Here is a 17,283-nt window from a genome sequence, read left to right as displayed (position 1 = left end):
TGCACCATGGTGATCAGCGCCGGAATTCGACCGTGCGAACCGCCGACGGCTTGCCCGAGAAGCCGCTGACCGTACCGTCGGCGCCGAAGAGCACATCGACCGGCTCGTCTTCCTGCACCGTCCAGTAGCGCCAGGTATTGGTGTTCAGGTCCTTGGTGTCGTTGCGCGAGGGATAGCTCAGCGCCATCAGTACCTGGGGTCGGGTCATGCCGACCATGACCTTGGCGGAGTAGACGGCCTTCTGCACCTCGGGACTCCAGCTGGCGAGCGTCAGCTTGGGGTCGGCGGACACCACGATCTGGCGCGCCCAGCGCAGCATGTCGTCCCTGCTGCGCGATGTGTCGTCGCGCAGCGAGACGTAGTCGCTGCCGATGGTGCCGTAGAGGTAGCGGTCCCGCTTCATGGTGTCGAGCACCGCCGGTTCGCCGAACGGCACGATGGGGCCGCCCAGCATGTTGGTGCTGGAGACCCAGCCGTAGTCGGGGCGCAGGTTGCAGCAGGTGTAGCCGGTGATGGGCTGGGTCAGCTTGGTGGCGCAGCCGGACAAGAGGAGGAGGCCTGCCGCGAGGGCGGCGCTCGCAGCGATGCGGTGAGGGGAAATGTGTGACAGCTTCATGGTTCTCTTGTTGTAGTTCCGGTTTTGTCCGGGTTCATAACTGGGCTGTTTCAAGCGCGGCCAGCCCCTCCTGCGTCGTCGAGGAAACCCCTAGCGCTGAGTCAGTAGGCCTAGGCCTATCAAAAGATCTCTTTTCTTAGCAGTAGAAATTCGTGAGGTAATTTATTGGCAATTACAGAGAAATCGTCCGGCGCGGAAATATAGAGAAGGGTTGGATACTGAGGAAATTGACGCTCCAGAGCCTCTCCGTCAATCTGATCAATATTTTTCTTGATCTCCAAAAGCAACTGACTGACGCTTCCATAGAGGAAATAATTCCCCCAATAGGAGCTATGCCGCTCTTCGAAATGCACTTGGAAGGCAGATTCTATTTTTAATTTTGCAGACTGAATCCCATTGGCGTAACCATACATGAGGTAACTCATCATTTTCATTTTTCTTGGAGGAGCTATGCTGGGTACACTTCGAACAGCTGGCACTGGATTTTGAAGGCTTATATCAATTCTCAGAAGAATGGCTAAGTTAAGCGCTGAGAACAGCGCGCCCGCGTGCAATCAAGCTCTCAAGGGCAATAATCCCCAATCCAAAAGAAAGCCCAACCCTCTTCATAAAAATTAAACTCGACTCAAAATCCCTTCTCTCGCATCTTGCAGCGCTGCAATTAATGCATCCAGAGAAACTCGGACCTGGAGTTTTTCATCAGTTCCCAACAACTCCACCTTCAATGCTTCGAGCCCTTCCTCCCTGTCAATGCGAGCGATAGGCTCGCCATTCAGTAAAATTTCGATGGTCAAATTATCATATTCCAAGGGGGCACTTGAAAATACCGTCTCTAAGTTCTCAAACTTCATTTTTACCTCTTTGGATCGACCAAGTTAAATTGTCCGTTGGGCTCCACTCTGAATCCTTGCCCATTTGGCAGACGATACTCCGTTCCCCCTCTGCTTAAAGCAGTAACCTTGACATCAGGATTTTTTAGTACAGAAACTACGAACTGAGCAGCGGCCTCGTTCTTGGCCGCCGTATTGCCGGTCAGCGGAGGGTACGTACCTCCGGGCCTCGAGAGATCGTGTTTGTCCCAAGCACGAGCGGCTTGAGACAGGCCAGTCTCGCGAAATGGCTGACTGGCAGCGCTTAGCGCCCATGCATCACTCGCGGCGCCCTCCCAAGCTACAAAGCCTGCGCGAGTCAATGCGGCAACACCGACACTAGTTGCCAACGCATCAACCAATGCCCTCCCTTGCACCTCTGAGTTGTCACTCTTCAGGCCCAGAGCGATGTTCGTCGGCAATAGGGCGATGCCTTTGAGGATGGCAATGGCGGTCTCTGAGCCCCCATTTTCCGAGAGGCTGTTGATCAACTCTACGGGCACCGTTACCGGCGACATCAAGAGCGCGATCAGGCCGCTTGACACCCCTTTGTAGAGCGTGCCGTTGTTTCCCGCTTCACGGGCGGCATCGAGTTGGTTCAAGGCCTGGACGATTCCACACGCCTTTGCATTCGTCGCAGGACTGCTGCTACAAGCTTGCGCGGCTTGGCGCCTGAGTTCCGCTTCTTTGGGCTGGAGCCAGTTGTTCGCTGCCGCGTTGGCACCCGCGCCGGCTGCAATATTGATGCTGTTCGCATCCTGGCCCGTAATCGCAGCTGCGATACCAGACATCATATTTGCGAACTGTACGGTCTGATTGCCGCCAACGGCATTGGGATCGATGAACTGAGCCGCAAGGTGGCCGACGACAGCGCCCAGCGCTCCGGCGGCGCATCCTTCCCCCGCAGTGCCTCCGCCCCTTGCTGCGCCGATTGCACAGCCAGCGACCGCATGCGCCACTTCCGCGGTAAATGCATTGAGCGACGCTTCACCTTGAGGGCCATTCTGACCAATCCAGTTCGCGCTTTGCGCGGCAATCGTGTCCAGAATTGCGCCTTTCAGCCCTTCCCTCAGGTTGTCTTCGAAGCTGCCGCCATTGATTGCCGTGCCGATGACTGCTCTTGCAGCGCCTGCCGTCAGGTTCTGTTGCAGTTGTGCCATGACACCCTGCGTGCCACCGTCCACCGTCGGCAGCCCAGACGGATTCATGCTGAGCCCGCTCAGCACGCCGCCCGTGATGATGGCCGTCAGCAGGCTGTGCACGTTCGCGCTGCTGCCCAAATCGTGCAATGCGCCGCCAATGTCGCCCTGGTTGTTGATGAGCGCAATGGACGCTTGCGTCGCAAGCGTCGTCAGGCCGGCCGTGACGGCCCCGCTGACGAAGGTTCCGACGCCTGCCCCAACGGTGCTGCCCGCTGCGAAGACAGAGCCTTCGATGACAACGCCCTGACCGACGGCCATCGCGGCAGTGTCACCCGCCGCGCCGCCGGCAGCGGCCCCGAGCTCGGAAGCCGCCCCCGCAGTGAAGTACGCCACCACGATCGTCACGATGGCCGCCCCCTCCGGCGTCAAGCCCTGCTGGTCGTGGTCCCACTTCTTGTGCGCCTCTTCGACGCGCTGCCAGTCGATCTTGCCGCTGAGTTTCGGATCGTTGGTGATCTGCTGCACCCAACCCATGCCCGGCTGCTTGGCGAGCGCCTCGACGCTGTCGAGCGCCCCCAACCCGGCCTGCACGCGGTTCGCATTGACCGCGAGATTGCCCACATTGAACTGGTTGTAGTTCGTGGTCTGGTCGCTCTGCCCTTTGTCCTTGAACTTTTGATAAGCCAGGTCGCGGCCCTGGCTGGTGGTCTGCGTGCTGTGCTCGGTGGTCTGGGTGCCGAGGATGAGGTTGTCGGCGCTCAGGGTCAGGGTGCCGGGGGTGTTGACCGTGGTGCCGGCCATCGCCAGCGTCTCGACGGCTTCGATCGACACATTCGCCCCGTTGAGGGTGGTGCGCGTCAGCGTGCTGTCTTCGACCGTGGTCTCGGTGGTCTTGCGCGCATTGATGCCCGTGCTCGGGTCGTGCCACAGGATCTGGCCCGGCTCGATGCCCTTGGTGCGGAAGCCGGTCGATCCCGTGACCGAGCTGCTGTTGGTCGCGGCCTGGATGACGACATTGCCGCCCTTGATGTTGATGTCCTTGGCCGCGTCGACCTGCACGCCCTGGAGGAAGACGCTGTTGCCCCCCTGCAGCAACACGCCTCCCTGGCTGCTGCTGATCTTGCTGGCCGAGGCCGTGTCCGAGTGGATTTCGGCGCCGATGGTGCTGCTCTTGCCGTAAGGCAGTATGGGCATGGGTGGGGTGCCGAGTAGCGCCGTGCCGAATGCCGCTCCGATGCCTCCGATGCCCCGCTTGTCTTTGTCGAACTCGGCGCTGGCGTTCGAGGTGTTGCGGCCCTCGACCACCGCCAAGTCCCTGCCCGCACTGATCGCAACCCCCTGGGTGCCGCTGACGCTCGAGCCTTCGATAAGGATGTCTCTTCCGGCGCCCATGAGCACGGTTCCGCCGGAGAAGCTGCTGCCCACGCTCGTGCTGCTGTCGAAGCTTCCCGAGAACTTGTTGTCGGTGCGGCTGAAGGTGCCTTTGTCAGACCATTGCGCAGAATAGTTGCCGGCCACGGTGGCCTGGCCCGAGGCGATGTTGATGTCGCGACCGGCGCGCACACTGAGCAAGCCCTCGCCCGCATCCACGGTGGCTTGTCGTGCATTGACATCGCGGCCGGCTGACAGCAGCGTGGTGCCGTTGGTCGCAATCGTGCTGCCCAGCTCCGTGGAACTCGCCGTCGCCAGCGACGTACTGGCGCCGATGCCGACGGAGCCGCGCCGCTCGGTGACGGTGCCGAGGTTGATGTCGTTCTTCGCCTGAATCGAAGTGAAACTTCCTGTTCCTTGATTCGCGACAATTGCGCCGATCAGGTTGACATCGTGCCCCGCGCTGGCCACCAGCGTGCCGCCCGGGTTCGTCACATACAGGCCCGCAACGCGGTCGACATTCGTGATGAATCCGTTCGTCTGCGTGGTGGTGCGCACGTTGATGTCGCGCCCGGCTTCGATCGTCAGGCTGTCGCGGGCATCGATGGTGCCGCCGATGTTGTTCACGTCGGTGGTGGCTTTCAGGTCCACGCTGCCGCCGCTGATGCGACCGCCCAGGTTGTGGATGTTGTCGGCATCGATCTTCACCAGGCTGCGTCCCGCGATGGTGCCGGTATTGACGAGGTCGCCTGTGCCCTTGATCTTGAGCGTGTCGGCACTGAGCACCGCGCCGTTGCCATTGATGTCGCCGGGCCGCACCCGAACATAGACCTGCGGAACCAGAACCTTTTGGGTGCTGCCGTCCGGCAAGGTCACCGTCTGCTCCACCAGCCACACGATGTCGCTGGTGAGTTGCGCCATCTGCGCCGCACTCAGGCCGACGCCAGGACGCAGACCGTATTCCTTGGCGAAGGTCACGCCGGCGTTCATCAGCGCGGTGTACTGGTCTTCGTCGTTGTTGAACCCGTCCAGGTAGCGGTAGCCCGTGAGCTGCGCCACCTGCTCGCGGATGAGCTTCTGCTCGTAGAAGCCGTCGCCCAGGCGCTTGAGGATGTTGTTCGGATCCTGGCCGAGGTTGTTCAGCAGGTAATCGCTGCTGAGCCACTGGCGATAGTTCGCGAACCGCGGGTCGGTCTCGATCAGGTAGCGGCCCGGACCCGCATGGATGTTGAACAGGCTGGCATTGGGAATGCTCGTGTTCGGTACGCTGGTGCGCACGACCATGGGGACGGTCTGGGTGCCTGCGCCCTGTGCACCGCCGGCCGCGCCTGCTGCGGTGCCCGAAGTTTGCGCCACGCCACCAACGTTCGCCGCCACTTCCACGATGCTGGCTTGGCCCTTGCCGCCCACCGCGCCGGTGCCACCCGCGCTGCCCGTGGCGCCGCCCACGGGGGCAACGCCGGCGTTGTAGCCCTGGGTGGCATTGAGATGCTCTTGTGGCTGGTAATCCGTGAGCTTGTAGGTGGCGGTCGTCGTCGTCGGAAGGATGTAGATCGGAGCTTCCGGCGCTTCGCCGGGGCGATTGGGGTTGTAGCCAATCCATATGGCGCTCACCGTGGTATCTCGCTTGCCTGGCGTCGCCTGGTTGTCCACGTCCGGCGCATCCAGCTCGCCACCCGCCATGATCTGGCTGTCGCGGTTGTAGACATGACCGTCGAGGCGCATGTTGCCGCCGGCGACGATGCGCGCCGGATCGGCCGTCCCGGGAACTACCGAGTCTTCGGTAATCGTGACGTTGGTGACCGCATTGGTCCAGCCCTTGCCGATGATGCTGATAGTGCCGTCAGCGGCCTTGTGGTAGACCAGCCGCGTACTGGGATCGCCCCATGTGATGAGATTGCCCTGGGCATCGTAGGGGGCCCACGATTTGCCGTCCATCGTGATGATGCTGGGCGTCAGCACCGTGTTGCTGGTGGTCGCAACCTTCAGATGCGTGTCGATGTTGTTGATGCTGCCCATCGCAATGGACATGTTCCCCAGGGCTTCGATGCTGGCGCTCTCGTTGTTCAGCGTGCCGCCTTTGCCGGTGACATAGCGATTGGCATCGAGCGCCCCGCCGATGAACATGTCGCCGGCGCTGAAGAGCAGCGCGTGCTCGCGGTTGTTGATGGTGCCTGCGCCAATGTCCAGGGTGTCGCGTGCGGCGATGGTGCCGGCCTTGGTCACGCCGGTGCCGCTCGCGTCATTGACCGTCTCGGCGTCGTTGTTGAGTGTGCCGGCGGCGATGGAAATCGCATCGCCATAGATGCGGCCCGTGCCGATGTTGTTCAGCGTGCCTGCATTGATCTGGGTCTTCCCCGTGCTGTCGATCAGACCGCGGTTGGTCAGCGTGCCGCTGGCGTTGACGACCGTATCCGTTCCCGACATCTCCGCATTGGCCGTATTGTCGACGTTGTTGCCGCCCACCGTGAGCGTCTGGCCCGCGAGCAGCTTGCCGTTGTTCGTGAAGTTGCCGGTGGTGGTGTAGGTCAGGTTGCCATTGGCGGCCACCTCGCCGTTGTTCACGATGTCCTGCGTGAGCGCAATGCCCAGGTCCTGGCCCGAGACGGCCCGGCCGTCGCCGCTGAAGGTCGCGGCATCGATCTGCAGGCTCTTGTCGGCGACCAGCGTGCCGCCGGTGTTCACCAGGTTCAGTGTCTTGGCGCCGGGGTTGGCGCGATTCGGATCGAGGATGCCAAGTTCGTTGCCGGCAGAGATCAGTCCATTCGTGTTGTTGACGGTGCCGCCGCTGGTGAGAGTGGCGTTGACGTCGGCACGGATGGCGCCCGAGGTGTTGTCAAGGTTCCCCGCGCCGATGGCGACGTTCTGGCCCTCGATGCCTTGGTTGGTGCCGAGGGTATTGGTGTTAGTGACGCTGCCGGCGTTCAGGGTCGTCGTGGCCGCCGAGCGGATCAGGCCGCTGGTGTTTGTGATGCTGCCGGCATTGATACCCAGGTCACCCATGGCCAAGGTCTGGCCGCCGCTGTTGTCGTAGCCTGCTCCGTTGGTATCGATCGCCACCGTGGACTGTCCGAGCACCTGGCCTCCACCCGTGTTGGAGAAGCCCTGCGTGTCGGCGACCAATGCGTTCTTCGCGCCGATGAAGCCAGCGCTGTTGTTGACCGCGCCGGTGGTCAGGCTGAGCGTGTCGCCGCTGGTGATGCCGCCCTGGCCGTTGGTGTAGCCGGTCGCGTTGGTGTTGGTGAGCACCTGACCATTCGTATTGATGGTCATGGCGGTGCCGCTTTGCAGCAGGCCTGTGTCGTTGTTCAGCGCACCGGACCTCACGTCGACGGTGGTGGTCGCTGCCAACGTGCCCTTCGCGCTGTTGTCCAGTGCATTGCCGCGCGTGTCCACCACTAGGCTGTTGCCGAAGACTTTGCCCGACTGGTTGACCAGGCCGCCATTGCTCAAGGTGGTCGCGCCGCCGGCCTGCAAGGTGCCGCTGTTGTTCGTCGTCGCACCGGAGGTCGTGACATTCAGGTTGCCGGTGACGGCCGCGGTCGTGCCGCCGCTGTTGTCCAGGCTGGCGGCCGTCAACGTCGTGTTGCCGTTGGCCGCCAGGGTGCCGCCCACGTTCGAGGCCGTGCCGCCGATGGTGGCGCTCAGGTCGCCGGCCGCCGTCACGCTGCCGGCGTTGTTGTTCAGGCTGCCGGTCACGATGGTGGTGCTGCCGCCCGCGCCGATCACGCCCTGGTTGCTGTTGTCGAGCAAGCCGCCCACGGCCAGGCCGAGGTCGGAGGTCTCGGCAGCCCGAATGGTGCCGCCCTGGTTGGCCAGGCTGCCGGCCGCGATGGTCGTGTTGCCGTTGCTGGCCAGCGTCCCGCCGCTGTTGTCCATGGCGCCCACCACCGTGATGCGCGTGACATCGGCGCCGGTCTGCACGATCTGGGCGCCGGCGCGGTTGCCGAGCGACCCGGCGTCGATGGTGATCTGCTTGGCGCTGATCGCGGCCTTGGCACCATCCTGGCTGAAGGCGCCCGATATGGCGACCGTCAATGCACCGTTGGTCGTGATCTGGCCATCGATGCCGCTGTAGCTGCCGCCCGCGATGGCGAGCGTGCCGGTGCCGGCATGCTCGATCTTGCCGGCTGCGTTGGTGATGGTTGCGCCTTGCAGCGTGAGGTTCTGGCCGTTGCTCGCGATGCGGCCACCGTCGTTGTTCAGGGTGCCGCTGGTGGCGATGACCGTCGCCCCCGTGCCGGTCTGCACGATCTCCCCGCCATTGGTGTTGGCGAGGTTCGAGACGTTGATCTGCAGTTGGCCGGCGTTGAGTTGCCCGGCCGCGTTGACGAGGGTTTGCGCTGGGTTGCTGTTGGCGGTGATGGCGAGCGTGCCGGGCGTGACCACGGTCGCGCCGCTGGTGGTGACGTTGCCCTGCGTGGCCGTGATGGCGATGTGGGTGGCGCCGGTCTGGCTGCCCGAGAGATCAACCGAGGCGCCTTGCAGCGTGGCGTTGCCGCCGGCGGCGTTGGTGCCTGTGGAGGTCAACCCTTGAGCCGCCGTGACCTTCAGATCACCCGTGCTTTGCAGCGATCCCTTGGTGCCCTCGAGGCTGCCGGTCTGGATGGTGAGGTTCGCACCGCTCGCAATGTGACCGTCGGTATTCAACAGCTGCTGGCCGATGGTGGCCTGGACGTTGCCGCCGGCCGACTGGATCGTGCCCTGGCTGTTGTTCAGGGACTGGCCGGTGACGGTCAGGCTCTGGTTCGAGGCCAGCGTGCCGGCGGTGTTGTTCACCGCGCCCGCCACATTGGCCATCAGCGCACCCGCGCTCGAGATCGTCCCGCGCGTGTTGTCGGCCTGGCCGCCCACCGCCAGGGTGGCGTCGGTGGCGCTGGTCAGCTTGCCATCGACGTTGATCAGATCGCCTGTGGTGACGATGTTCAGGCTGCCCGCATTGAGCGTACCGCCGGTGTTGTCGAAGCGCTCGACGTTCGCGCTGAAGCCGTTGCTGACGTTCAGCGTGCCGCCGTGGTTGTCGAAGGTCGGCTGGCTCACCGCCATGCTGGCGACGCTCAACGTACCGCCGTTGTTGATCAGGTTGGCGCTTTGCAGCGTGATGGGGCCGCCGGCGTAGATCTTGCCGCCGTCGTTCAAAATGGTACCGGCGGCAGTGATGCGCCCTGGTTCGATGGGTGCCGGCGCGGGGGCCGGCCCACTTGTTGTTGTGGTCCCGCCGGAGGTCGATGGAGTGCCGCCGGAGGGGGTCGATCCCGTGCCGGTGCCCGAGGTGCCTCCCGTGCCGGTACTGCCCGTTCCGCCGGCCGGCGCCGGTGCGGGCTCGAGCCCGATCACGCCGCCGCTGGTGTTGCTCAGCGTCGGTGCGGCGATGGTCAAAGCAACGCTGCTGGTCTGGCGGATGGTGCCGCCGCGGTTGTCGATGTCGCCGCCGGTGCTGGCAAGCTGCACGCTCTGGCCTTCGAGGGTGCCGGTGTTCTCAAGCCTCCCTGCCGAGGTCACGATGAGGTTGCCGTTGCTGGCGCCGATGTTGCCGGCGTTGCGCACACCCAGGCCGGCCTCGGTACCGATGAGCGTGATCTTGCCGGCGTACATACCGCCGAGCACGGCCACATCCAGAGCGAAGGTGGGCGCCGTCCCAGTACCACTGGTGGGCGTGATCTGCGTGTGGTCGGCGCTGACTTGGTTCGCACCGGTGACCACCTTGAGGTCGGTGGCGTAGATCGCTGCATTGAGCTGCACGGCGCGAGCGAGGATGGCTGCGTAGTCCGTCTTACTGGCATCGAGGCCCGCACCATCGATGGTGACGGTGCCGCCCCGCACGAGGAAGCTATCGAGGCCGCCGATGGCGTTGAATTGCGGCGTGCCCGTGGTCACCGTGGCGCGAGACGCGTTGATGAAGCCGCCGCCGTTGATGCTGATGCCCGCAGGGTTGGCGATGATCACCTCGGCACGCTGCCCCGCGACTTCGATGTAGCCGCGCAGTTGGCTCGGGCTGCCGCCGTTCACCTCGGTCAGGATGATGCGCGCGGGGCCGGTCGCGAGATACGGATTGCCCTGGACGATGCCGCCGAGCTGCGTGGCTACATTGACACGGCTGTTGTTCAGGATGGCCCCGTTGGGGGCAACATTGAACTGGTTGAATATATTTCTGCTGACGCCGGCGGCGCTGGGCGTCTGGATGTTGACGAGTGGCACGCCGTTGGGCGCGACCATCACGGTAGGGCGCAGGTTGCCCGGAACGTTGGGGGCACCGACGATCTGGGCTTGAGCAGGCGAGGCTGACAGCATGCCCGCGAATGCGGCGCCCACGAGCATCGGGGCAACAGCTGCGGCGCCGGCGAGCGCGCCCTTGGTGATCGAGGTGGCCTTGGATGAGCCTTTGCCGGTCGTGGCCGCGGCCTCGTGAACGACCACCCGCATCGCGCGCGCCGCGCTCCAAATTACCCGATTGAATTTTTTATTCATGGCGTTCTTCTTCCCTGATCGTTCCTGTGACAGCAGCAACACGCGGCGTGAAAGGCGGCATGTTGAATTGCCGACGTCTACGTCGGCAGGCCCGGATTCTGGGTGCGCGTTGCTGTAAGGAATGTCAAAGAATCTGAGTGCTCACAGATTCAGGTTGGAAGCGCCACATATCTCACGCGCCGGGGCATGGCGATGAGTCATTAAGTTGTCATCAACACGATTGCGCCGTGGTTCGCCGGCTACGATTTGGGCAGGTAGCCATGAGTCACGCGAATCCCTCCTCCCTGAGTGAGGCTACCTTTTTGACCCGCCTCGACGAATCTCGTCGCGGCGGGTTCTCTTTTTGCAGCGGCATGGAGCTTCATGCCGGCGCGGAGCCCCTGTGAGCGAGCCGCTCAGTCATGGAATTGTTTTCTTGCTGCGTCGCTCATACGCGGTTTGACCGCGCGGTTCATTCTGATCAGCGCCGCCGCCGGTGCTTGCTTTCTCTCAGTCTTCAAAAGCAATAGGAGACAGTCCCCTCATCGGCATTGCAGGAGTCGACGTGGTTTGTCTCGTTCACGATGCTCATCGCACGGGCGGTGCTCACCCCCGCGCGCGCCGGTTCGACATCACCACGTTGTCCTTCTCGATCGGGATTCCGGCTTGCAGGGCGGCAATCCACGCCTCGGTGCTCGTCACGGCGGCAAAATTGCTGTGGAACACGACGCTGAACACGCGGTGGATTTCCTCGGCGCTGACCTTGCCTGCGGCATTCGAGTAAGGCAGCGCGCCGGTCGCGTCCGAAAGAAACTCCACGTTCAGCCCACGGTGCATGGCCTCGAACACGGTCGAGGCGTCGCAGTTCTGGGTCATGTAGCCAGTCACAGCCAGCGTGTCGATCTCATGGTGCGCGAGCCAGTCGGCAAAGTCGGTGCCGGTGAACACGCTGGGGAATGCCTTGGTGATCAGGTGGTCGCGCGGGCGCTTGGCAATTTCGGGATGCAGTTCGCCGTTGTGGGTATCGGCCTGGAACACCGGCGCTCCCTTGGGCGCGTGATGGCGAACCACCACCACGGGCGTGGCGGCCGCGCGGGCTGCGTCCATGGCCTTGGCGATGTTCGGCAGCGATTGTTCGACGGGCGGATATTCGATCGGCAGGCCGCCGCCTTCGAAATACTCGTTCTGCACGTCGATCACGACGAGGGCGCGGCGCGGTGTGGGGTTGCTCATGGTGCGTGGCTCCTGGCTATGGTTGTGTTGAGATGGGGTGATTCTTCCCGCCCGGGCGCATCAGAGAAAGTGGCCCGAAAGCCATTCATCGATAAAATCGGGCCATGGCCAAGAAACCTGTGGAAACCATTGCAGTCGTCGCCTTCGACGGCATCAGTCCCTTTCACCTGTCGGTGCCTTGCATGGTCTTCGGCGAAGACCGCACGGAAGCGGGTGACCCGCGTTTTCGCCTGCTGGTGTGCGGCATCGAACCGGGGCCGCTGCGTACCAATGCCGGCTTCACGCTGACGGTGCCGCATGGCCTGGAGGCCATCCGCCGGGCGCAGATCGTGGTCGTCCCTTCATGGCGCGACGACGGGCGGCCCGCGCCGCCCGCGCTGATCCGCGCGCTGCAGGCGGCCCATCGGCGCGGCGCCATTGTGGTCGGCCTGTGCCTGGGCGCGTTCGTGCTGGCCGAAGCAGGCCTGCTCGACGGCCGGCCGGCCACCACGCACTGGAACCTGGCCGAAGCCTTCGCAAAACAATATCCGAAGGTGACGTTGCAGCCCGAGGTGCTGTACGTTGACGACGGCGACGTGCTCACTTCCGCCGGCACGGCCGCGGGCATCGACTGCTGCCTGCATCTGCTGCGCGTGCGCTACGGCGCCGAAGCGGCGAACCGTGCCGCGCGGCGCATGGTCGTTGCGCCGCACCGCGAGGGCGGGCAGGCGCAGTACATCGAGCGGCCGGTGCCTGCCGCCGCCGAAAGCGATCGCCTCACGCCTCTGCTCGAATGGCTGGGCCGCCATCTCCACAGCCCGCATGCGCTGGACAGCCTTGCCAGGCGCGCGCTGATGAGCCGGCGCACTTTCACGCGGCGCTTTCGCGAAGCCACCGGCACCACCGTCGGCCAGTGGCTGCAGAACCAGCGCCTGGCGCTGGCGCAGCGGTTGCTGGAGGGCACCGACCGTCCGGTCGAACGGGTGGCGACCGATGCGGGCTTCGGCTCCGCGGTGTCGCTGCGAAAGCACTTCGTCGCGGCATTCAAGACCTCGCCCACGGCGTACCGCAGGCAGTTCTCGCAAGAGGCCGTGGCCGGCTGACCGGCAACGGCCGCGGCGGACTCAGGCCGCGCCGCGGAAGCGCAGCGCCGCCTGCCGCACCACCTCGGCCAGCAAGCGCTCCTTGCCCTGCTTCTCGCGCAGCCAGCGCGCATCGTTGCGGTTGGCTTCCACGCTGGTGCGCAGTTCGCCGAGCGCCTGCGTGGCGTTGAGCGCCTCGCTGTGCCATTCGAGCTGCGTCATGGTCATGAGGATGTGGTCGCGCAGCGGCATGTGCTGGCCGCTGGCCGGGTCCACGTACACCGCGTCGAGCCCGAAGCGGCAGGCCTGGAAACGGTTGTAGGTGTAGACGAGGTAGTCGTCTTCCGTCGGCTCGAAGGGCTGCTCCTGCAGGAACCACGCGGCCAGCGACTGCACGTAGCCCGCCAGCGCCGCCGCACGCTCGACGGTAAGCGGCGTGTCGAACACGCGAATCTCGATGGTGCCGAACTCGGGCTTGGGCCGGATGTCCCAGTAGAAGTCTTTCATGCTGCGCACGACGCCGGTGCGGGTCATGCGCTCGAAATACGCCTCGAACTCTTTCCAGCTCAGCGTGAAGGGCGCGCGCCCCGAGAGCGGAAACGCGAACACCGAGTTGAGCCGGGCCGAATCGAACTGCGTGTCCTGCCCCTGCACGAACGGCGACGAGGCCGAGAGCGCGATGAAGTGCGGGATGTAGCGCGACATGCGGTGCAGCATCAGCAAGGCCGAGTCGGCGTCGGGACAGCCGATGTGCACGTGCTGGCCGAAGATGGTGAACTGCTTGCTCAGGTAACCGTAGAGCTCCGACAGCTCGCGAAAGCGCGGCTTGTCGTAGATGCGCCGCTCATGCCATTGCTGGAACGCATGCGTGCCGCCGCCCACCACCGCGATGTTGAGCTTGTCGGCGTTTTTTATCAGTGCCTCGCGAATGGGCGAGAGCTGCTTGATCACGTCTTGCGCCGAGTGGCAGATGTCGGTCGAGATCTCGATCATGCTCGAGGTCATCTCGGGCACCACGCTGCCGGGCAGCGGGGTTTGGGCCATCAGCCGCAGCATGTCCTCGGCATAGGGCGCCAGGTCGTAGTCGTGCGTGTTGACGAGCTGAAGCTCCAGCTCCACGCCGAGCGACAGCGCTTCCGAGCGGTTGAACGGCTCGAGCTTGACCACGCGGCTCGCGGGGTCCGCGGGAAGCGCCGCGGAGCGGAAGTCGTCGCTGTCCGCCGTGTTCGAAACAAGGGGGGTGTTGGAGCTGTCGGGAAAGCCCGTGGACGCGGTCATCGCTGCGTGTCCTCCGTGGTGCTGAAAGCCTGGGGCGCCCAGGGCACCGAGCTTTCGCCCACTGCGTGAATGGCCACGGTGGCGAGCACGGCGCCCATCACCTCCATGAGGAGAATCGAGGGCAGGGCCACCTGCGTGATCATGGTGCCGAGCAGCGGCGACGCGGTGGTGAAGTTGGATGCGATCAACAGCGCAATCGACGACAGCGGCGACATCGCGCAGCCGACCCAGAAGGCCTGCTTCCAGCTGGCGCCGCTGCCCGGGTTGGCAATGGCCACCCCGGCAATCTTGGCAAACAGGCGAACGACGATCACGGCCAGCACCACGCTGGCGACCGGCAGGGTCCAGTCGGCCTGCGCCGCCACGATGGACACCAGCACGAACATCAGCATGGTGAGCAGCGACGCGGCGGTGCCGAGTTGCCGCTGCCAGGCCCAGGGCTTGGGATTGAGCGTCTTGAGCAGCACCCCGCCGATCAGCGCGGCCAGCGGCGCGGAACCGCCGACGTGGGCCGTGAGAGCGCTGGCGGCCGCGATGAGCGCCAGCAGCAGAATCGATGTGCTCTCGCTCGTCGGGCTCATGAACCGCAAGGCCGTGCGAAGCGCCAGCGCCAGGATGCCGCCGATCACGAACGAGAGGCCGAGCACCACCGCCACCGGATACAGCTTTTGCAGCAGGGTTTGCGGTGCGCGCTCGATCAGGCCGGCCTGCGCATAGCCGAGCGCCAGCGCGTAGAAGGTGTTGAGCGTGGCCAGCGTCATGGCGCGTTCGGTCACGGGGCCCGAGGCGCGCGTGTCCATGATCACGCGGCTCAGCACCGCCGGCGAGGCGACGATGGCCATCAGCGCGATGGGGTTCGCGACCGGGTCGGGCAGGCCCAGCAGCTGCAGCACCCACAGCACGCCGAAGTAGGTCAGCGTGGCTTCGAGCAGGCTTTGCACCAGCACCATCGGGTTGTGGCGGAACCAGCGCAGCGGCAGCCGGCCGCCGGCTTCGAACAGCACCACGGCGGCGCCCAGTTCCAGCAGGAACAGGCTGATGCCACGCAGCGGCCAGATGGCGCCCTCGAAGCCGGCAAAGCCGACCACCGCGCCGACGATCGAATAGCCAACCACCTTGGGCAAGCCCAGGTAGCGTTGCACCAGGTGGCCGGAAGCCGCCGCCGCGGCCAGCAGGAGCGACCACATCACGGTGGGCAGGCCGGCCGAAGGGCGCAGCCACTCGGACCAGAAGCCCAGCAGGTCGTTGATGAGACTCGTCAAATTCATGCAGGTAGAAAAAAGCTTACGGGCCGGCTGCGCCAGCGTGCCCAGATGGCGCTGCGGATGCGCGCGCGGTCACCGAGGCTGACGCTGTGCGCGCGCAGCGCCAGACGGAATGCGAAATAGAAGCTCACGCTCACATTGAGCGCGCCGATCACCGGGATGGCCGCCACCGCCCACCACAGCGCGGGCTGCTGGAGCACCGGCATGCCCATGGAGGCCGCGGCCGCCGCTATTTGCCCGGCTGACAGTGTCACGTGGCGCACGTCCAGGCCGAGCCCGAAGAAACCCGCGAATGCGGGCAGCAGGCCAAGCATGAGTCCGAGCGAAATGTTGGAAGCGAAGCCTGAGATGTGTGTGCGCATGAAGGTGGCCCAGCGGCGGGCACGGGCGGCGCCCAGAAAAGCGCCGATGCGAGGGTTGTAACGCATGGCGGAGTCCAGCCTGTGCAGGACAAAGGCGTTTTCTGTCCAACCCGCGACGATGCTGGCGGCGAACAGCAGCACGCCGGTCAGCACGGCGTAGAGCGCGGTGGGGCCCAGCAGCGAGAGCGATTGCAGGGTGGCCGCGGCGTGCGCCGCATCGAGCAGCGGCCGGCCCAGGGCGAGCTGCACCACAAGCGCAAGCCCCAGCATCGCCGGCACCACCACTCCCACGTTGCCCAGCACGGCCGCCACCTGCGAACGCACCAAGTTGGCCACTTCGTCGACGAAATCGGCCACCGCGGCATCGGTCTTGATGTCGCGCAGGCGCGCCGCCATGGCGGGCGCGGTCATCGCGGGCTGCTTGGTGGCCAGCGTCAGGTGCAGCAGCTGGATGGCGACAAAACTGGCGGCATACATCAGGCCCGACCAGAACCCGCTCCAGAACGCCGAGAGGCCGAGCGCAAGAATGCCGAACTTGAGCAGCACCGTCAGCGAGGTGAGCGCGCCGCCGCCCGCGGCCTTGCGCACCATCTGCAGGTAGCTGCCCCGGTCGCGCGTGATGTAGTGCTCGCCGGTTTCGGCGCTGCGCTCCGTCACCTTGGCCGCGAGCATCGACGAGTTCGACGCGATCAGCGCGCGAATGCTGTTGCGCTCGCCGCCGGCCAGCACCAGCCGGCCCACCAGCCGCGCCACGCTGGGCGCGGGCGTGGCCGACATCAGGCAGTCGAGCAGTTCGCGGATGCGCAGCACCCGCTCGCGGAGTTGGCGCAGCCGGAACACCAGGCCGACCGAAATACCGTTGTCTTCCAGGTGCGTGTAGACCGACGAGGCGCTGGCGCGGCAGGCGTCGAGCCGGTCGCGGAACGCCACGAATGCGGCCTGCAGCGCCTCTTCGCCCCGGTCGTCGCGGGGAGCCGTGCGAAACATCTCTTCGCGCAGCGCATCGAGGTCGGACATCAGCGCGTGGAATGCGCGGCTTTCGCTGGCCGCGCTCATGCGCAGCCGCAATTCGGGCGAGAAGCCGGCCGCCACCACCTGGCTGCTGCAATAGGTGACGGCGTCCATCACGGTGTGGCGCCAGCGCGGGGCGCCGTCGTCGTCCAGGGCTGCGTCGGCCAGCAGGTCGCCGATGCGCGCGAGCTGTGCTTCATCGAGCAGCGCGATCCAGCCCGCATCGAAAACGCCGGGCAGCACCATGCGGAAGAGATCGGATGCGTCGGTGGTTTCAGGCGTGCCGGGCAGGATTTTCCGGCGCAGGCGCTCGGAGAGTTCGCTCACGAAAGCCGTGCGCGGTGCAAAGCCGTAGTCCGCCAGCAGCGTGGTCAGGTCGACCGTCTGCGTGAAGGCGCGCCACCACGCGCGCAGGCGCTCGCGCAGCTCGGGCCGCGCCTCGATGGCGTCAAGCAGCAGCGACACGCGCCCCACGGCGGCCTGCGGCGATGCACGGTCGCCGCGCAGCCAGTCGAAAACGTCGATCAGCCAGATGTGGCGCTGCGCCACGTCCGCGGTCGGGTCGAGCCGGGCCAGCAGCCCCTGCAGGTCAAGCGATGCAGCAGCCATAAAAAGATAAGAGGAAGAA

General features: G+C 64.9%; 9 protein-coding genes. 1 reads left to right on the top strand and 8 read right to left on the bottom strand.

What is annotated here, in order from left to right; all coding sequences use genetic code 11:
* Positions 1 to 13 precede the first annotated feature (13 nt).
* The 5 genes from ABIC94_RS15125 to ABIC94_RS15105 form a co-directional block, all read right to left on the bottom strand.
* Positions 14 to 616: a hypothetical protein gene (locus ABIC94_RS15125; RefSeq protein WP_354373821.1), complete on the bottom strand. Its 603-nt coding sequence runs from the start codon at positions 614 to 616 to the stop codon at positions 14 to 16.
* 119 nt (positions 617 to 735) lie between these two features.
* The gene (locus ABIC94_RS15120; RefSeq protein WP_354373820.1) at positions 736 to 1,044 is read right to left on the bottom strand and encodes a hypothetical protein; all 309 of its coding nucleotides are present in this window, start codon (positions 1,042 to 1,044) and stop codon (positions 736 to 738) included.
* Positions 1,045 to 1,230: 186 nt separating this feature from the next.
* A complete protein-coding gene (locus tag ABIC94_RS15115; RefSeq protein ID WP_354373819.1) occupies positions 1,231 to 1,467 on the bottom strand; it encodes a hypothetical protein in 237 nt (78 codons plus the stop codon).
* A gap of 2 nt (positions 1,468 to 1,469) precedes the next feature.
* Complete coding sequence (locus ABIC94_RS15110; RefSeq protein ID WP_354373818.1) at positions 1,470 to 10,466, bottom strand: two-partner secretion domain-containing protein; 8,997 nt, start codon at positions 10,464 to 10,466, stop codon at positions 1,470 to 1,472.
* A gap of 585 nt (positions 10,467 to 11,051) precedes the next feature.
* On the bottom strand, positions 11,052 to 11,678 hold the full coding sequence (locus ABIC94_RS15105) for an isochorismatase family protein (RefSeq protein ID WP_354373817.1): 627 nt from the start codon (positions 11,676 to 11,678) through the stop codon (positions 11,052 to 11,054).
* A 104-nt stretch (positions 11,679 to 11,782) separates the two neighbouring features.
* On the opposite strand from ABIC94_RS15105, the gene ABIC94_RS15100 reads away from it, so the two are divergent.
* On the top strand, positions 11,783 to 12,760 hold the full coding sequence (locus ABIC94_RS15100; RefSeq protein WP_354373816.1) for a GlxA family transcriptional regulator: 978 nt from the start codon (positions 11,783 to 11,785) through the stop codon (positions 12,758 to 12,760).
* A 21-nt stretch (positions 12,761 to 12,781) separates the two neighbouring features.
* Here ABIC94_RS15100 and ABIC94_RS15095 read toward each other — a convergent pair whose 3' ends face one another.
* From ABIC94_RS15095 to ABIC94_RS15085, 3 genes are read right to left on the bottom strand one after another with little or no spacing between them, the layout of a single operon-like run.
* Positions 12,782 to 14,017, bottom strand: a complete 1,236-nt coding sequence (locus ABIC94_RS15095) for a YbdK family carboxylate-amine ligase (RefSeq protein WP_354373815.1) — start codon at positions 14,015 to 14,017, stop codon at positions 12,782 to 12,784.
* On the bottom strand, positions 14,014 to 15,285 hold the full coding sequence (locus tag ABIC94_RS15090; protein WP_354373814.1) for a cation:proton antiporter: 1,272 nt from the start codon (positions 15,283 to 15,285) through the stop codon (positions 14,014 to 14,016). The genes ABIC94_RS15095 and ABIC94_RS15090 overlap by 4 nt, the downstream gene beginning before the upstream one ends.
* Positions 15,282 to 17,264 carry a site-specific recombinase gene (locus ABIC94_RS15085; RefSeq protein WP_354373813.1) on the bottom strand — a complete coding sequence of 661 codons (1,983 nt, stop codon included), beginning with the start codon at positions 17,262 to 17,264 and terminating at the stop codon, positions 15,282 to 15,284. Before ABIC94_RS15085 ends, ABIC94_RS15090 begins: the two co-directional genes overlap by 4 nt.
* Positions 17,265 to 17,283: the final 19 nt, after the last annotated feature.

Source organism: Variovorax paradoxus, assembly GCF_040544635.1.
Taxonomy (GTDB): domain Bacteria; phylum Pseudomonadota; class Gammaproteobacteria; order Burkholderiales; family Burkholderiaceae_C; genus Variovorax; species Variovorax paradoxus_R.
This window is presented reverse-complemented; position numbering and strand designations above follow the sequence as displayed.